The 17204-nt window shown below is 53.4% G+C and carries 11 protein-coding genes; 9 read left to right on the top strand and 2 right to left on the bottom strand.

Annotated features, from left to right (window positions below; translation table 11 throughout):
- Positions 1-143: 143 nt before the first annotated feature.
- A complete protein-coding gene (locus DXC90_RS08395; RefSeq protein WP_117735580.1) occupies positions 144-1307 on the bottom strand; it encodes a phosphoglycerate dehydrogenase in 1164 nt (387 codons plus the stop codon).
- Between the two features lie 69 nt (positions 1308-1376).
- Positions 1377-2501: a 3-phosphoserine/phosphohydroxythreonine transaminase gene (gene serC, locus DXC90_RS08400; protein WP_117735581.1), complete on the bottom strand. Its 1125-nt coding sequence runs from the start codon at positions 2499-2501 to the stop codon at positions 1377-1379.
- 400 nt (positions 2502-2901) lie between these two features.
- Here serC and DXC90_RS08405 point away from each other — a divergent pair, with 400 nt between their 5' ends.
- The 9 genes from DXC90_RS08405 to DXC90_RS08445 all read left to right on the top strand — a co-directional run bounded on the left by DXC90_RS08405 (position 2902) and on the right by DXC90_RS08445 (position 17201).
- The gene (locus tag DXC90_RS08405) at positions 2902-3519 is read left to right on the top strand and encodes a DUF1819 family protein (RefSeq protein ID WP_233502262.1); all 618 of its coding nucleotides are present in this window, start codon (positions 2902-2904) and stop codon (positions 3517-3519) included.
- A 9-nt stretch (positions 3520-3528) separates the two neighbouring features.
- Entirely contained in the window at positions 3529-4143 is a 615-nt protein-coding gene (locus tag DXC90_RS08410; RefSeq protein WP_117735583.1) for a DUF1788 domain-containing protein, read from the top strand.
- Between the two features lie 30 nt (positions 4144-4173).
- On the top strand, positions 4174-7764 hold the full coding sequence (brxC, locus tag DXC90_RS08415; protein WP_117735584.1) for a BREX system P-loop protein BrxC: 3591 nt from the start codon (positions 4174-4176) through the stop codon (positions 7762-7764).
- Positions 7765-7773: 9 nt separating this feature from the next.
- Entirely contained in the window at positions 7774-10323 is a 2550-nt protein-coding gene (pglX, locus tag DXC90_RS08420) for a BREX-1 system adenine-specific DNA-methyltransferase PglX (protein ID WP_117735585.1), read from the top strand.
- A gap of 9 nt (positions 10324-10332) precedes the next feature.
- Positions 10333-10986 carry a hypothetical protein gene (locus tag DXC90_RS08425; RefSeq protein WP_147326623.1) on the top strand — a complete coding sequence of 218 codons (654 nt, stop codon included), beginning with the start codon at positions 10333-10335 and terminating at the stop codon, positions 10984-10986.
- Between the two features lie 149 nt (positions 10987-11135).
- Positions 11136-12104, top strand: a complete 969-nt coding sequence (locus tag DXC90_RS08430) for a hypothetical protein (RefSeq protein WP_117735587.1) — start codon at positions 11136-11138, stop codon at positions 12102-12104.
- Between the two features lie 32 nt (positions 12105-12136).
- Complete coding sequence (locus tag DXC90_RS08435; RefSeq protein ID WP_117735588.1) at positions 12137-14092, top strand: winged helix-turn-helix domain-containing protein; 1956 nt, start codon at positions 12137-12139, stop codon at positions 14090-14092.
- A 4-nt stretch (positions 14093-14096) separates the two neighbouring features.
- Positions 14097-15320, top strand: a complete 1224-nt coding sequence (locus DXC90_RS08440) for a hypothetical protein (protein WP_117735589.1) — start codon at positions 14097-14099, stop codon at positions 15318-15320.
- Positions 15321-15455: 135 nt separating this feature from the next.
- Positions 15456-17201 (top strand): DEAD/DEAH box helicase, encoded by a 1746-nt coding sequence (locus DXC90_RS08445; RefSeq protein ID WP_158550251.1) that lies wholly within the window; start codon positions 15456-15458, stop codon positions 17199-17201.
- Positions 17202-17204 lie beyond the last annotated feature (3 nt).

The following is a 17204-nucleotide window of genomic DNA, read 5'->3' on the forward strand; positions in this document are numbered from 1 at the left end:
TTGGGTCTTACTGTCGATTATCCGAAAAAACTTGTTCTGGGTATCTTTTTAAAGTCGTCCGGAGCAACGAAATCGGCCCCCGTTTCGCGAAAACGGGGGCCGAATGGGGCTTCATGGCCTGCCTGGCAGGCTTGCCGCCGGCGCTATTTGATCACGCGCACGCGATACATCGACGGAATCTGCTTGAGTGCCTCGATGGTGCTGCTGTCCAGGTGCTCGTCGGTGTCGAACATGGTGTAGGCGTTCTCGCCGGCGGACTCGTTGGTCATGCGCTGCACGTTGGCGTTGTCCTTGGCGAGGATTGCCGTGATCTGGCCGATCATGTTGGGCACGTTGGCGTGCAGGCAGGCGATGCGGCTCGCGGCGCGCGCCTTGCCCATGCTGCAGGCGGGGTAGTTGACGCTGTGTGCGATGTTGCCGTTTTCCAGGTAATCCTTGAGCTCGCTGATGGCCATATCGGCGCAGTTGGCCTCGGCCTCGCCAGTGCCGGCGCCCGAGTGCGTGGTGATAAACGTGTTGGGCATCTTGACGGTCTTGGGCGTGGCAAAGTCGCAGCTAAACCAGCTCAGCTTGCCCTCGCGCAGGGCGGCGTCGACGGCGTCCTCGTCAATGATGGTTTCGCGCGCGTAGTTGATGAGCACGGCGTCGGGTGCCAGCAGGTTAATCTGCTGGGTGCTGATCATGCCGATGGTGTCTGCCTTGCTGGGCACGTGCACGGTGAGGTAGTCGCAGCCGCGGCACAGATCCTCGAGCGTGCCCACGCGCTGCACCTCGCGGCTCAGCACCCACGCGTGCTCGACGGAAATGAACGGATCGTAGCCGTAGACGTCCATACCCAGGTCGACGCAGGCGTTGGCGACCTTGGAGCCCACGTTGCCCAGGCCGATGACGCCGATGCGCTTGCCCTTGAGCTCGCGGCCCACAAAGGCCTTCTTGGCCTTCTCGGCATCGACCTGAATCTCGGGATCGTCGGCGTTGTCGCGCACCCAGTTCATCGACTGCACCACGCCGCGGCTCGAAAGCACCAGCATGCCCAGGACGAGCTCCTTGACGGCGTTGCTGTTGGCGCCGGGGGAGTTAAAGACGACGACGCCCTTCTTGGCGTACTCCTCGACGGGGATGTTGTTGACGCCGGCACCGCAGCGGGCGATGGCGCGGATGCTCCCGGGCAGCTCATAGCCGTGCAGGTCGGTGGAGCGCATCAGGATAGCGTCGGCCTCCTCGGCGGTGCCCACAAACTCGTAGCCCTCGCCAAACTCGACCTTGCCGTCTTTGGTAATGTCGTCGATGGTCTTAATCTTGCGCATGGAAAACTCCTTAGCAGGTTTGTCTAAAACAAGTGGTTTGAAGTGGCTGGTCGGCCCGCGCGTTGCGGGCTAGTTAGATCGCGGACTCAAACTATGCTGCGCTTCGAAGTCATTCATGTACGAGGCCAGTGCCTGAACATCTTCCATGGTCGCGGCGTTGTAGACGCTGGCGCGCATGCCGCCCACCAGGCGATGGCCCTTGACGTTTTGGATCTGGTGCTCTGCTGCGCCCGCAACAAAGGCGGCATCGAGCTCGGCATCGCCGGTGCGGAAGGTGACGTTGGCGATGGAGCGGCTGCCGGCCTGCGTGGTGCCATGGAACAGCTCGCTGTGCTCGAGCAGGTCGTAGAGCAGGTTGGCCTTGGCCCAGTTGCGCTCGGCCATGGCGGTAAGTCCGCCGGTCTCCTCGACCCAGCGGAATACCTTGCCGCATACGTAGATGCCAAAGGTGTTAGGCGTGTTGAGCATGGAACCCTTGGCGGCCTGGGTCTTAAGGTCCAGGTACTGCGGCGTCTGCGTAAAGGCGGGGCCTTTGGCGATAAGGTCGTCGCGCACGATGACCACGGTCACGCCCGCAGCGCCGGCGTTTTTCTGTGCGCCGGCGTAAATGAGCCCGTAGCGCTCAACGTCGAGCGGCTGCGACAGGAAGCAGCTCGAGACATCGGCGACCAGCGGCACATCGCCGCAGTTGGGCAGCTCGTGGTACATGGTGCCAAAGATAGTGTTGTTCTGGCAGATGTAGACGTAGTCGAGCCCGTCGCCCGTGGCCTCGGCGGCAATGCGCGCGCTGATGTCGGCCATGGTGGGAATGCGGTCGAAATTGGTGTCCTCGGAGCTCGCGAGCAGCACGGCCTCGCCATATTTGGCGGCCTCCTTGTACGCCTTGTTGGCAAAGTTGCCGGTGACGACGTAGCCGGCGCGGCCGCGGCGCATGAGGTTCATGGGGATGCCCGCAAACTGCAGCGTGGCGCCGCCCTGCAAAAACAGGACACGGTAGTTGTCGGGGATACTCAGCAGGCGGCGCAGGGTTGCCTCGGCGTCGTCGATAATCTGCTGGTACATACTAGATCGATGACTCATTTCGAGCACAGACATGCCGCAACCGCGGTAGTCCATCATCTCGTCGGCGATCTCGGCGAGCACGCATGTAGGCAGTGCGGCCGGGCCAGCTGAGAAGTTGTGCACACGTGCCATCTTCTAGTTCCCCTCGTAGTCGTTTGAACGTTCGGGATACTTTAGCACAGTGGAGCGCCGGACGCGACCGCATCACAGCAAAACTCGAGTGCGTCGCTATGATTTACAGGATGGTTACATGGGGGAGGGATTATCTCGAGGCTCGTATTCGCTGTCGCCCCCAGCTTCACGGGATGACATCAAGTCCTCTTGGAGCATATTGTTTGCCTACGGCTTATGCCGTTCGGGAACCGCAATAAACCAGATCCTCTTTTTGCCGTTCACAGAATATTTTTACCGTTCAGGGAGTTTTCGCAGCTAAAATGTTGTGCAACAAAATGTTGCTCAATGGATGTGAAGCGTTTTGTCGTATGAATCAAATGTACCTATTTGATTCGTCGAGAGGCTGAACGACATGAGCATGCCCACCACCTATCGTGGTTCTATGACACGTGAACAGTGGCTTGTTAATGAGACGCGTGTCGTTGCGCGCCTCATGGTGGACGAGAACTTTTCTGATACGAAAGAGATAATTGAAAAGGTCACCGCCCAAAATCTCTTTCAATATCCTACTGAGCGCGAGCAAAAATCTATCACCCGTGCTTGCTGCCGCCGGTTGTTGGCTCTTAGTGAAGACAAAGACGTGCGCGCGAGCCTGATTGATCTTGCTGCGCATGGATCGCTCGAGCAGCTTGCGCAGGTCAACCTGTATGCAATGATGTGCGACAACCGGGTTGTTTGGGACTTTATGACGTGTGTGATTGCCCCTAAGTTCAATCTTTTTGATCTCTCGCTTCGCAAATCGGAAATCGTTACGTTTATCGAGGGTCTTCGCGCGCAGGACGATCGCGTTGCTACGTGGTCGGATGCTACATGTAATAAAGTGCGCCAAGTCCTCGTCAACTGTATTGAGGGCGCTGGATTGTATAGTCGCAAAACCGAAGCCCTTCGTCCGCCGTTGCTCGATTTTGAGCTCGAGCGTTGCGTTCGGGCAAACGACGATACTGCGGTTCTACCTGCCTTTGGCATAACGGAATAGGGGTGTGAGATGGCAGCAGCTGAATTGCCTTCTGTCGACATGAGCTTTGAGCTCATTCGTTCCAAATTCCGCGACCCCGATTTTTTGAATTGTCGCGGGCTGGGTGGCGAGGTCCCACTCTATATCTATCCGTATGCAGCTAGGCAAGAGGACCAGGTACGCGCTTTGACTCAGCAATTGGTGGATGATAGCGTGCGCGAGCGCCAGACAAAAACTGACGCCCCTAACATCGTCTCGTTTGATCTGTGGAACGTGTTTATCGGCATTTGCGAAAAACGCGGCATCTTAGAAAAGATGAGCGCCCTTGAGGAAAAACGAGGCAGCGATCACTTCTTACAACGCATGCAGAGCCGAGTGGAACCCGAGAAGTACCTCGAGTTCATTCACGACAGCTTTATCGAGAGATATGGCGAGCCGAAGCGCGGACGCGACGTCCTGATTATAACGGGCGTTGGCAAGATTTACCCGTTCATGCGTGCCCACATCATTCTCGAGTCTATTCAGCCGGTATTTTCCGATATCCCCGTCGTTTTGTTTTACCCCGGCACCTATGACGGGCAGCAGTTAAAGCTGTTTGGCACGATTGCCGATGGCAACTACTATCGCGCGTTTAACCAACTCTAAAAACGTTTCCGGTCATCGAAAGGCATTCCCATGAAGATCAAAGATATGTTTGAGCACGATATCGACCGAAACATTAACGGTGTTATTAAGGTCGATCAGGAGGATGACGGCAGTGTCAGGCAAGAGCTGAACGAATACGTTGTGACCGACGAGCTTCGCCGCCATTTCAAGACGCTTTTCGATGCGTATGATCGGGCTCTCGATGTTCCGACGGACAAAGTTGGCGTGTGGATTAGCGGTTCGTTTGGCTCGGGTAAATCCCACTTTCTCAAGATGCTTAGCTACCTGTTCACGAACCGTGAGGCGGCAGGTAAAACTGCGATTGAGTATATTGCTCCGCGTTTTGAAGATGACGAACTTGCCGACAAAGCAAAGCGCGCGGCGGGCGTGACGACCGACGCTATCCTTTTTAATATGGGCATCAAAAGCCCGCTCAATAAGGATGGCAGCGCGGTTGCGCGCATTTTTGCCAAGATGTATTACGAGAGCCGTGGGTTCTACGGTGCAGATTTTAAGCTCGCTCGCCTGGAGCGTCGTATTGACGACGCCGGTAAAACTCAGGAATTCCGTGCCGCATTTGAAGAGATTAATCATAGCTCCTGGGTCGATGGCCGCGAGGACTACGACTTTAACTCCGACGACGTTATCGAGGCACTCAGTCGCACGGGCGTCATGAGCAAGGACGAGGCAGAACGCTGGTATGAAAAATCGGAAAGCAATGATTTTTCAATCGACCAGCTTACCGACGATATTGCTAAATACACAAAGCGTCGAGAGCAAGAATGCGGCGGCTTATATCGCATGATCTTTATGGCCGACGAGATGAGCCAGTTTATCGCGAGCGATACCGAGCTAATGCTGAACTTGCAGAGCATTGTCGAGGCGCTAGGCACCAAATGTGGCGGCCGTGTATGGGTTATGGTCACCGGACAGCAGGCGATTGATCAAATTACCAAGGTTAAGGGCAGCGACTTCTCCAAGATTCAGGATCGCTTTAATACACGCTTGTCGTTGAGCAGCTCGTGCGCCGATGAAGTTATTCGTCGCCGCATTTTGGCGAAAAATCAGGATGCGAACGACTTGCTGAAAGCTGAGTATCAGGAGCGCTCGGCGGTCCTCAACAACTTGTATAGCTTTAAGGATGCGGCGGCCGATCTAATTGGCTACGAGGGCGCCGAAGACTTCGCCAGCACGTATCCGTTTGCTGATTACCAGTTTAAGCTCATTCAAAAAATCATGGACGAGCTGCGCAATCATGGCGCGTCCGGAAAAAACAGCTCAAGTGCCGAACGTTCCATGCTGAGCGGCTTTCAAGACTCCGCTCGATGCATAGAGGACAAGGACCAGAACGCGCTGGTTCCGCTTTGGCGTTTCTACAATACGATCTCGACGTCGCTCGAGGACTATCATCGTCGTGTAGTTCTTCGAGCAGCGGATGCCGCCCAAAAGGGGCAGGGTCTTGAGGAATGCGACATTCCGGTACTCAAGCTGCTTTTCTTGATTCTGTATGTCGATAAGGACATGCCGGCAAACGTTGAAAACCTAATTACCCTTATGACTGACGATGTCCGCACCGACCGCATTAACGTTCGCGAGCAGATTTCGCAGTCCCTGGAGCGTTTGGTGCGCCAAAACTATGTGGCTCGCAATGGCGAAACGTATAAGTACCTGACCGACGAAGAGCAGGAGATCGCCCAGCAGATTTCGCGCGTGCAGCCGGATGCTGCGAAGATTACGTCCAAGGCTGCACAGATCATGTTTAGGCAGGTCTTCGAAAACGCCAAGGTGACGGTCGGCAAAAACGTTTTTGACGTTGAGGAATATCTGGACGACACCCGTTTTAACAGCGCGTCGGGGCTGGCACTGCGCGTTATTTCTGGTGTGGATGGCACCCCGATCCCTTCGCGCGAGGACCTGCTCCTTAACTCTAGCAGGGGAGAGGCCATTGTGGTACTCGATTCCCAGCAGGATTATTACGACTGTCTGTATCAGTCGGCATGTATTGAGCAATACCTCAATAGCCGTCAGGCAGACAATCGCAGCGAAGTGGTGGCTTCGATCTTGCGCGGCAAGCAGGAAGAGCGCGTTGCTCTGGATAAGCGTGCAGAGGACCTTATGCGCCAGGCGGTGCTGCATGGAACGTTTTATGTCTACGGCAGTGAGTATTCGCCAGTCAAATCGGCGTCTGCCAAGAATATGATCGAGGACTGCGTACGCCAGCTTGTTTCCGTTACGTACAACAAGCTGTCGCTTATTGATAAAAACTACGACAGTGATGTGCAAATCAAGCAAATTCTAACCGCTTACACTCCGGCAATGAATGGGCAAGAGCCTAACGCCGGAGCCATCGAAGCGGTTATGCGCCTGCTGGAAGCTCGCGCTGCCCAACATATGCAGGTAACGATGGCAGAACTGCTCGAGACGTATCATGCGAAACCTTACGGTTGGGCGGAGATTGACATTGCCGCTGTGGTTGCAACGCTGCTGGCACAAAAGCGCGCTCGCCTGCTTTGCGCGGGACAAGCGATTGACCTTAGGGATTCCAAGATCCTCGATTATCTGCGAAAGGCTGCTAAGGCACGACAGGCTGTTGTTGAGGCGCGCCAGCAGCTTTCTCGGGCGGCCATATCTAAGGCGCGACAGGCTGTAGAAGAGTTGAGCGGCAATCATACTTTGCCGCTCGAAGAGGACAGCCTTGCCGAGGCATGTCGCGGGGAGCTTGAAAAGCGCCACGATAGCTTGGCGAGCCTTCTTTCGGTCGAGTACCAGCGTAACCCAGGTTACCCGGGCTATAAGGAGGTCGTGCATGCAAAGAACCTTATCGAAGGCTTATTGCAGAGCGGCCGCGATGCCGTCGATCTAATTATGGCGATCGCCGGAAAAGAGGGGGAGCTGGGAGATGCGGCTGAAGATCTCGAAGATATTGACGAGTTTTTCGGTAGCAAGGCAGCTGTATTCGACAGTGCCTGCGAGATATTCAAGCGAATGGAGAGCGAGCGCGATTACTTTGAGGGTGATTCTGAGACGCTTGATGCGCTTTCCGTTATTGGAGGAGCGGTTAAGCAACCGAGCCTGAGTCTGCAGTTCCAAAAGCTATCAGAGGCAAACTTAAAGGTTAGGACTGCCTACAAGGAGCTGTTAGACCAAAAGCGTATCGCCATGCTCAATTCTGTCGAGGAGCGCTATGGGGATATCGAAGCGTATGCCCAAAATAGGGGCGTCGCTCTGGCGCGCATCGGGGAGACCCACAGTGCTCGAAAAGATGAGGTGCATAATGCGACAACGCTGACCGCCCTGGATGCGGTGCCGGCCAAGCTCGATCGTGCTCAGACGGCACTGTACAGAATGATCGATGAAGCCTATGAAGAGACGAATCGTCCCAAACCGGCAAATACGAGTGTGACGGTAACGACCGATCATTCGGGGGTCACTGCGCCAGGCCTGCCGAATAAGCCCCAATCTGTGCCGGTACCTAGGCGACGCGTCAAATCGGTGAGCCGCAGCATGGTCTTTAGGCCGCTGGAGCTGAGCTCGCAACAGCAGATCGATGACTATTTGGAGGCCGCGCGCAAAGAGCTGCTGCGAAGCCTTGAGGGTAATGACGCCATCCGTTTGGGCTAAGGGAGAAACATGGATACGAAAGAGCTCGAAAAGTTTTGCCCTTGGGCACGCATCCGCTTAATTGATGAGGTACGTCAACGTTGCTATGCCTACGGGCTCGACGATGCGGGGCGTGTAGAATTCGATCGCGATGCATCCATCGTTAAGGGCACGGTGCTCTCTGCGCTCGAGCGTTCGCAACGTTCGGAGCTATATCGCCGCATAGAGCATGACGGCTATGCGCACTTTTGCGAGGAAATGGCCTACACCTGGTTCAATCGCTTCGCTGCAATACGCTATATGGAAGTACGAGGCTATCTGCCCTGTGGCGTGCGCATGCTAAGTTCATATTGTGAAACCTCAGAGTACGATAGTTTTTCGCCAGACTGCTTGCGTATGCCGACGGAGCTTGATCTGCCGGGCTTAGAGCGCGATCGCGTGTTTGACCTTGCCGCTGCAGCAGATGATGAGGCACTGTTTCGCCTTATTTTGGTAGCCCAGATGAACGAGCTCGCCGAGTGCTTGCCCGCCATCTTTGGCCGCGTGGGCACGGCGGATGCGTTGCTGCTTCCGACAAGGCTTTTGGACCGCGGTGAAGAAGGCGTGCTGTACGCTCTAGTCGAACGGGTTAAGCGCAGCACGTGGGAAAACGTCGAGTCCCTGGGCTGGATGTATCAGTTCTACAATTCCGAGGTCAAAGACGCATTCTTTAAATCTAAGGCCAAGGAGACGCCGGACACCATCGGTCCTGCCACGCAACTGTTTACGCCCAACTGGATCGTGCGCTACATGGTGCAGAACTCCTTGGGGCGTTTGTGGATGTTGAACAACCCGAGAAGTCCTCTGCGTGATGAAATGGATTACTACATCGAGCCCGATGCGGAGCACGAGGACTTCATTAAAATCGAGGGTCCCGAGGATATTTCGCTGTGCGACCCGGCTTGTGGATCGGGCCATATTCTCGTTTACGCCTTTGAACTTTTGGCAAAGATGTATTTAGAGCGCGAATACCGTATGCGCGACATTCCCGGACTCATTCTATCCAAGAACCTCCATGGTATGGAAATTGACCCTCGCGCTGCCCAGATTGCAGGGCTTGCGTTGGCCATGTGTGCCCGAGAGATGGATAGGCGTTTCTTTGGCCGTGGGGTTCAGGCGGATGTTGCCGTGCTCGAGCCGGTTATGCTTGAGGAGGATGATATTCCGCACGGCGTCGCGCTTGCCAAGAAGAAGGATCTCATCGATGCCCTATCGCATCTGGACGAGGTCGGCTCGCTGCTCGCTCCAAGTGAGGGCGACCTTGCCGCACTGCGTGAGGCGATCGAACTCATCGGCACCGATGGTCTGTTTGACGGTAGTTCTAAAAATAAACTGGAATGTGCTCTTAAGACCTGCGAGATCCTCGCTCGCCGCCACGACTGTGTGGTGGCCAACCCGCCCTACATGGGCAGCTCCAGCTTCGGCCCCTTCATGTCCAAGTGGGTCAAGAAGAACTATCCCGACGTCAAGAGCGACCTGTTCTCCAGTTTTGTCGTTCGCATGTTCAATCTCGCCAAGGACCACGGCGAGTGCGGCGTCATGTCGCCTTTCGTTTGGATGTTTATCGGAAGCTACGAGAAGCTTCGTAACGAGATTATCGACAACAGAACGCTAACTTCTCTCATCCAACTTGAGTACTCGGGCTTCGCTGGCGCGACTGTGCCCATTTGCACCTACACGTTCCATAACTCATTCATCAAGGGCTGCAAGGGCGGCTATGTGCGCCTTTCTGACTTTGTTGGCGCGGCCGTCCAGGCCCCCAAGGCCCTCGAGGCGATCGGCAACCCTGACTGCGGCTGGTTCTACCGCCGCGACGCCGAGACCTTCAAGCAGATCCCCGGCATCCCCATAGCCTACTGGGCTAGCGACGCGCTTCTGGATGCGTTTGAAAACGCAAAGCAACTCAGTGAGTACGGAAAACCGCGTCAAGGGCTTGCTACTGGTGAAAACGCTCGTTTCGTTCGCGAGTGGTGGGAAGTCGATGGTTGTAAGAGCGCCTACTCCTGTGGGTCTATTCAAGAGTCGATTGAAAGCGCTTGTAAATGGTTCCCCTACAACAAGGGTGGCGATTTCCGTAAATGGTACGGAAATAATAGCGCAGTTGTTAACTGGGAGAATGACGGATGGGAGATTCGTAATTACAAAGACCAGAATGGTAAATTGCTTTCCAGGCCACAGAATACAAACTGCTTCTTTAGTCCATCGATTACCTGGTCGAAGATTTCGAGTGGGTCTATTGCATTTCGCTTTAAGCCTGCTGGCCATGTGTTTGATGTGGCGGGTACAAGCGTTTTTAGCGATCAGAAATCACTCAAGTATCTTCAGGGAGCTTGTAACAGTTCTGTGATTATGCGCGTCGCGAGCATGCTTTCGGCGACGCTCAATTTCGAGGTAGGCCAAATCGCAACCTACCCGATTATTCAGAACGAAGAGCAGAAGCCGTTGGTCAACAATATGGTTGACTCGTGCCGCGAATTATCAAAAGCCGACTGGGACTCGTTTGAAACCTCTTGGGATTTCAAGCGCCATCCGCTGGTGTAGGTGTTTGCTGTGTCTACTGCCCTTATTTCTAAATATAAAAAATCAATTAGGGATTCAGCAATCTGGTCGTCTGAAGAAGTATCTATTATTTGGGATTTTTACGTTACCAAATCGGTCGCTACTTCTGCATCCCAGCAAAGAGCTGCTAAGGATTTCGGATTAAAAGAAATGCCGTTTGATACTCTTCTCGACTATTCCGGCGTTTTGGCGGAGAAGCGGGAAATGTTGATGGCTGACAGAATTGATGGCGTCCTAAAAGAATATGGATTTGTTTATATGGGCAAGGATCCCAATACTAAAGAGGTCGTCGAAATTCCTATTGAAATCGATAGCCCACGCCTGGTGTGCATGCAGCCGTATTCAATAACCGATAGAAATAAACCCGTTGCAAAGGGCGGAGGCAAGGGTGTGACCTTGCTGACCCATATGAGGAATTCGCTTGCCCATGGGTGTACATATTTTTTTGACAATGGAAATATGCTGCTAGAAGACAGGGCTGCCGGTTCGAGCGGAAAAACGACAGCAATGATATTGCTACCGCAATCCTCTTTTCTCGATTGGATAAAAATCATCGATATCGATGGCAAGTATTATTTCCCAAATATCGCTAGAGGTGACTACCGAACCTTGGTAGTGCGATCAAAGCCCAAAAAACATGAGTAGATTGCATCCGAGATTCATTGAGCCGTTTTTGCATCGCTTTTGGATTTCCACAAGTTTCAAATCGGATTTCTTCATCCGATATTAATTTCTGCGGCGAATAGCATCTTGTGAAATGGCTTATCAACGATTTTGATGGTTTGGGGAAATTCATGTCAATCTTACTTTCCGATAAATACGAGGCTCGCGAGGCCGAGGTCAATGCTCGCTTTGAGCAGCTTCGCGCCAACGAGGAGGAACTCAACCGGATCTTTGCCAAGATCTACAACATGGAGGGAGAGGTGCCTATCGAGGTCGAGGACAAGTACGTCTCGGTGGCGCGCATCTTCGATACGGCAGAAGAGATTCCGGAGAGCTACAAGGGCAACAAGTACGTGCGCACCAAGCGCGACGAGATCACCTCGCTCATAAGCTATGCCGTGGGCTGCATGTTTGGCCGCTATTCGCTCGAAGTCGATGGTCTGGTGCTGGCGGATCAAGGCGCCACCGTGGCCGATTATCTGGCCAAGATGCCCGATCCCGCGCACGTGACGTTTATGCCCGATGGCGACAACGTGCTGCCCATTACCGACGACGAGTACTTTGACGACGACATCGTGCGTTACTTTATCGACTTTGTGCGCACCGTGTATGGCGAGGAGACGCTCGAGCAGAACCTGTCCTTTATTGCCGAGGCACTCGGCGGCAAGGGCACCTCGCGCGAGGTCATCCGTACCTACTTTTTGAAGGACTTCTTTAAGGACCACTGCCAGACCTACAAGAAACGTCCTATCTACTGGCTGTTCGATTCGGGCAAGAAGGGCGGCTTTAGGGCGTTGGTCTACATGCATCGCTATCGCCCTGATTTGTTGGCGCTGATTCGTACGGGTTATATCCACCCTCAGCAAGAACGTTACCGCAATCGGCTGACGTGGATTGCCGACCAGATAGAGGTAAGCGACAGTCGTGATCGTGCTCGTCTTGCTAAGGAGCAAAAGCGCATAAGCGACCAAGCTGCCGAGCTCGTGAGCTACGAGGAGAAGGTCCATCACCTTGCAGACCAAATGATTGAGATTGATTTGGATGACGGCGTTAAGGTCAATTACGCCAAGTTCCAGGACGTTCTCGCCAAAATCAAATAGTCGTCTGCGCGCTAGAAGTCGAAAGAGCCGCTATGGGAGCATTGGTAAACAACAATCAGATCATTCGAATCGATAGCAATCTTCTGCTCGATCCAACCATGTGCGATGCGTACATGGACGGTTCCTACTTATGCTTGACCCCCAATGAGTTCAACATCTTGTTTTGTATGGCTCAAAAACCGGGTCATGCGTTTTCACGCCAAGAGCTGTTTGTTGCGGCATTTGGCCACGATGATTCTAAGTCGCATCGAGTGCTCGATAGCCATATCAAGAACATTCGCAAGAAACTGAAAGAAGACGCTCGCAACGCTCGTTGGCTTAAGGGTGTGCATGGCTATGGTTATCGTCTCGATTTTGCTTCAGGATTTGAGCCTGAGGTGTGCGTTGGTGAGGGTGGACGAGTATTTCGCTCTGCTCACGGAGATCGCGTTCTTGCCGTTGATCCTGAGAACCGTATTGTTCAACTCGACGGCGAGGAGCTTGCACTTACGCCAATTGAATATGGCGTCTTGAATGCACTTGCGAATAAGCCAGGTGTCGAGATTTCAAACGAGGAGTTGTCTCAGATTTCGATAGGCGTTGGCTTTGCTGAGTCGAACAGAGCCCTTGCCTCTCATGTTAAAAACCTCCGTAAGAAACTGGGAGATAAGGTAAAGAATCCCCTTTGGATTAAAACGGTGCATGGTTTTGGCTATCGGTTCTTGGGTGTCGATGAAACCCCCGAGCCGCATGAAGAGCAAATACTAGATGACTCCATAGTCGAGCTCTCCGAACAGCTGCAAATGGCATTTGATACAACGTCCGGTTCCATTCTTTTATGGCATGACGTTGGCGGTGCATACGCGGATGTTGTTGAGCGGCTATTTTTGCCCGACGATGTTGTGTTGATTCGCGAGGATGTGGCCGGCAAATTCGATACGATTCGAGCTGTTAACGAACTCGGCTTCGATGAACGAGCGCTGTTCTATCGGTCATCACCGTGCGTTGTCGATGCAAATGACTGGTTTGCAGACGTTGAAGCAAGTGCCGAGAGCTTTGTCCCCGAGACGCAAAGTGATCCGGTCGAAGCCCGAGAAAACGTTATTGAAGATGATGAATGCGGGCCGGCCGCGGCAGCTCCGCGCGTTGCTGTGGCTGAAGACGTACATCCTCGGCCGTTCCACGGCGAGCGTGTTGATACCGGATCTGAAGGCGTCATGGCCAGTGAGCCAACTCTTCCCAAGCTTGATGAGGATTGGTACCTGCTTTCCCAGTTTGCGGAGCTGGCGGGATGCTCGCCCGACGAAACGCTCAAGCTGGAATTGTTTGCCTATCAAACGGGGTTCACGCTTTACGCTGACTGCGCCTGCAGAGGTAGGGGTGTAAGCCAGACAGATTTCTACCTGTCTTTGATGCGCGGAGCCATCGTCGAGCACGATAGCCTGCCTCAATCCATGTTGAACTGCATGTCCTTTAAAAACATGGTCTATCGAGCCATTAGGTCGGGCGACTTGCTTGACTACGATGAGTCGAGCTGGATTACGCGCGATGGCCTTGATGAGCTTGATATTAGGGATGCCGATTTGCGCAGCTTTGCTTTGGATGCCATCGAGCGTGGCGCTGATGACGACACGCCGTACTTTACCGTGCCGTGGCTCAGGCGCTGCGCATCCGAATTGCCCCTACTTGAGTACGGTCTATCCGATGCATTTTACGAAAGCGTCCTCTTATCGCAGGAGGACTTGTTGGGTCACGGAAACCTTGTAGGCATTAAGCTCTTTGCGCCGCGCGGCCACCCCATGAAGGGTCGTGATTTTATCCAAGCGGTGGTGGGTCGTGAGATATCGATTGATATAGGCGATCTTGTCGACTTGCTTTCGGAAGAGTATGGCGTAGTGGTTCCGCGCGCGCAGCTCATCCAGATAATTCGTAAGTCGGACTTGTTTTATTCAAGCGCCAGCGAGCGCGTATTTGTTAGCCATGACCAGTTTGTACTAGAAGTGGAGTAAGACAATGGAAATGGAAAAGTTCATTAACACGGGTATTGCCGAGGGCTGGGTTCGCAAAACCGGCAATAGCGAGCGCAAGTTTATTAACGGCCAGAACCAGGATTGTCCAATTTACGAGGTGCGCGTCGATAAGCTGCATTTCAATGTGCAGAATGGACGAATTGCTACCTTCATTTCGCGCTATCAGGCAGAGCATCCCGAGGGCCTGCCTCAGGATCAAACGGAGCTCGATAACCTCATTGCGGGTATGGTCGAGGCGGATAACCCCAAGCATCTTAAGACGACTATGTTGGATATTAAAAACAAGGGCCAACAACAATCTGCGATCATTTTGACCAACGGCGTTGTCATTGACGGTAACCGTCGTTTTACCTGCTTGCGTAAGTTGTCTGCTGCCGAGAACACCCTTCGCATGCTGCGCTGCTGTGTGTTCCCCGATACCTATGACGAAAATGCTATTAAGGGCCTTGAGCTCGAGATTCAGCTGGGCGAGGACACCAAACAGGAATATGATGCCATCTCTCGTCTGGTCGATATCGATAGGTGGGTCAATGAAGGGCGTATGACGGCAGAGGAGTATGCCAAACACGCCAATATGAAGACGAGCGAAATGAAGAACAGTCTCGCTCAAATCGATATGTTGAAAGATTTTCTTGAGTTCTGCGAGGCTCCCGGCGCATTTCATATTGCCCAGGACCTTAAGCTGCAAGGCCCTATCGAGTCGCTTACGACCAGGCTTGGCAAGGTCAAGAACAAGGACGATCGAGAAGAGATTAAAAATGCCGTGTTTGCAAATTTGTTGTGTCAGACGCTCGGTGACCGCACGCGTGAGGTGCGCGAGTTTATCGATAATTTGATTGATGACGACAAGCTGCGCGAAGAGCAGCTGGATTATACCGTTGAGGTTTTGGAAAGGCTTGAGGAAAAGCCTGACGGCGTGGTTGTCACTACGGAATATCTTCGCGATACGTTTGGCTCTGACACACGTTTGAAAGAGGGGATGAAGGCGTCTAGAACCGTTGCCCGCACGAAGGCCGGCAATCGTAACATCAAAAACGGACAAGTGCGCGCCGTCCGCAACGCGCTCTCGAATGTTGGCGAAGTTGACGTGGAAATACTGCACAAACTGGAGCCCGAGCAACTTGCTGATATGCAGGATGGGCTGCAGTCTCTTCTTGAGAAGGCCCAGGAAGTTCTCGATGCCGTCCAAAAAAATCTAGAAGGCTAAGCAATGCGTTTATATCAGCGAGGCGGACAAATCTATCTTGATCCCGAGCCTCTCGATGCCGACTCTCTGCGTCGCAATGCTCGCTTTAAGATGAGCTGTAGGGCATACGTCAGGTGTGTCGTTAAGGGTCATATTTTGCTCGAAGAGATCGGCAACTATACAGAGTTCGAAAAGATTGTTGGCAAGCTATCGAAGGTTGCCAGCCGTCTTGGTGTGGCGCTATCGGTCGATGACGATCTTCAGGACGGCTTTACGCAGATTCGCGAACTTGCCGAGCAACGTTCGCGTTTGGGAAACGAGATCAAGCGCGGCGACCACAAACACGATGCCCATCTCGCAGAGTTCTCGGAGGTCGTCGATGCCGCCATGGCGCGCCCACTTAAGGATCGCCAGATGCGCGACGCGTTTTTCTTGGCAACGATGGGACGTGCAGGCAACTTCTCGGTGCCGGGGTCGGGTAAAACGGCGACCGTTCTTGGGGCGTTTGCCTTTTTGGCGCAGCGCGGCATGGTCGATCGCATTATGGTTGTGTGCCCAAAAAACGCATTTGATTCCTGGGCGACGGAGTGGAGGCTCTGTTTTGGCGATAAGTGGCCACTCAACTTGTTTACAACGCAAGACGATGCTTACCGAAAGCTTGGTAAGTCTGACCGTCGGAGGTATATTCGCGCTCGTGTGGGCGGTTGCAATTTGCTGCTTGTGAATTACGAGGCGGCTATTGGCGTTGCCGAGGAACTCAGTAAGGTCGCTGGAGAGCGTACGCTTCTGGTGTTCGACGAAATCCATCGCGTTAAGCGCGTTGGCGGAAAGCAAGCTAACGCGGCTCTCGTGGTTTCCAAGAGCGCTCCCTATACGTTTGCCCTGACGGGCACGCCAATTCCTAACGGATATATCGATATTTACAATATGTTGCACATTCTGTATCCGCGGGAGTATGACAACTTTTTTGGTTTTGAGAAAAGCGAGCTCAAAAATGCCGAGGACTCGGACATTGAGCTCGTGAACAACAAGTTGCAGCCATTTTATTGCCGTACGACCAAGGATGACCTAGGCGTCCCGAGGGCTGAGCCCGACGAGCTTATCAAGGTATCGTCTGGCGAGCGTACGAATCTACTGCTCGGCGTTATTAAAAACCGTTACCGTCGCAACAAACTGACCTTGATGCTGCGTGTGCTGCAGATGGAAAACGATCCGATTGACCTGCTCGAAACGCTTAATCCCGAAGACTATCGTTGGATTATCGAAGAAGACGAGGAGACCGGCGAGGTCGATGCCGTCGACTACTCCGATAAGATTGTGGGCATGATTCGATCTGCCGGCGCATCGAGCAAACGTGCTCGTTGCTGCTCTCTGATTGGCGACTTGGTGGCACAGGGACGCTCGGTTATCGTTTGGTGCATTTTCATCAAGAGCATGTCCGATCTTCAGCGCGGTCTGGCTGATATGGGGATTGAGGCGCGTACGATTAACGGTCAGGATGACCTTGTCTGTCGTTCGGCAGACCTGGATGACTTTAGGGCTGGCAAGTTTCCCGTACTCATTACCAATCCTCATACGCTTGCCGAGTCCGTCTCGCTGCATTCGATTTGTCACGATGCCGTGTACTACGAGTACAGCTTTAACCTGGTCCATTTGCTGCAGTCCCGCGATCGAATCCACCGTTTGGGCCTGCCGCAAGATCAGCAGACAAGGTACTACTACCTTTCGGAAGATTATGACCTTGGAAGGCCCGATCCATGGTCGCTTGACGAGGAAATATATACTCGCCTGCGCGAAAAAGAGAACACCATGCTCAGGTGTATTGATTCCGAAATACTCGAGACGCAGCCCACCTCTCAAGAGGATTTGGATGCTATTTTCGCCGGTTTGTTTGATGACTAGTTT

It is taken from the genome of Collinsella sp. TF09-1AT (assembly GCF_003436895.1).
In the GTDB taxonomy this organism is placed as follows: Bacteria; Actinomycetota; Coriobacteriia; order Coriobacteriales; family Coriobacteriaceae; genus Collinsella.

Excerpts from the sequence above, each read along its gene's own strand:
- pglX (WP_117735585.1), top strand. The coding sequence starts at position 7,774 with ATGGATACGAAAGAGCTCGAAAAGTTTTGCCCTTGGGCACGCATCCGC.
- DXC90_RS08395 (WP_117735580.1), bottom strand. The coding sequence starts at position 1,307 with ATGCGCAAGATTAAGACCATCGACGACATTACCAAAGACGGCAAGGTC.
- DXC90_RS08440 (WP_117735589.1), top strand. The coding sequence starts at position 14,097 with ATGGAAATGGAAAAGTTCATTAACACGGGTATTGCCGAGGGCTGGGTT.
- brxC (WP_117735584.1), top strand. The coding sequence starts at position 4,174 with ATGAAGATCAAAGATATGTTTGAGCACGATATCGACCGAAACATTAAC.
- DXC90_RS08430 (WP_117735587.1), top strand. The coding sequence starts at position 11,136 with ATGTCAATCTTACTTTCCGATAAATACGAGGCTCGCGAGGCCGAGGTC.
- DXC90_RS08405 (WP_233502262.1), top strand. The coding sequence starts at position 2,902 with ATGCCCACCACCTATCGTGGTTCTATGACACGTGAACAGTGGCTTGTT.
- DXC90_RS08410 (WP_117735583.1), top strand. The coding sequence starts at position 3,529 with ATGGCAGCAGCTGAATTGCCTTCTGTCGACATGAGCTTTGAGCTCATT.
- DXC90_RS08435 (WP_117735588.1), top strand. The coding sequence starts at position 12,137 with ATGGGAGCATTGGTAAACAACAATCAGATCATTCGAATCGATAGCAAT.
- serC (WP_117735581.1), bottom strand. The coding sequence starts at position 2,501 with ATGGCACGTGTGCACAACTTCTCAGCTGGCCCGGCCGCACTGCCTACA.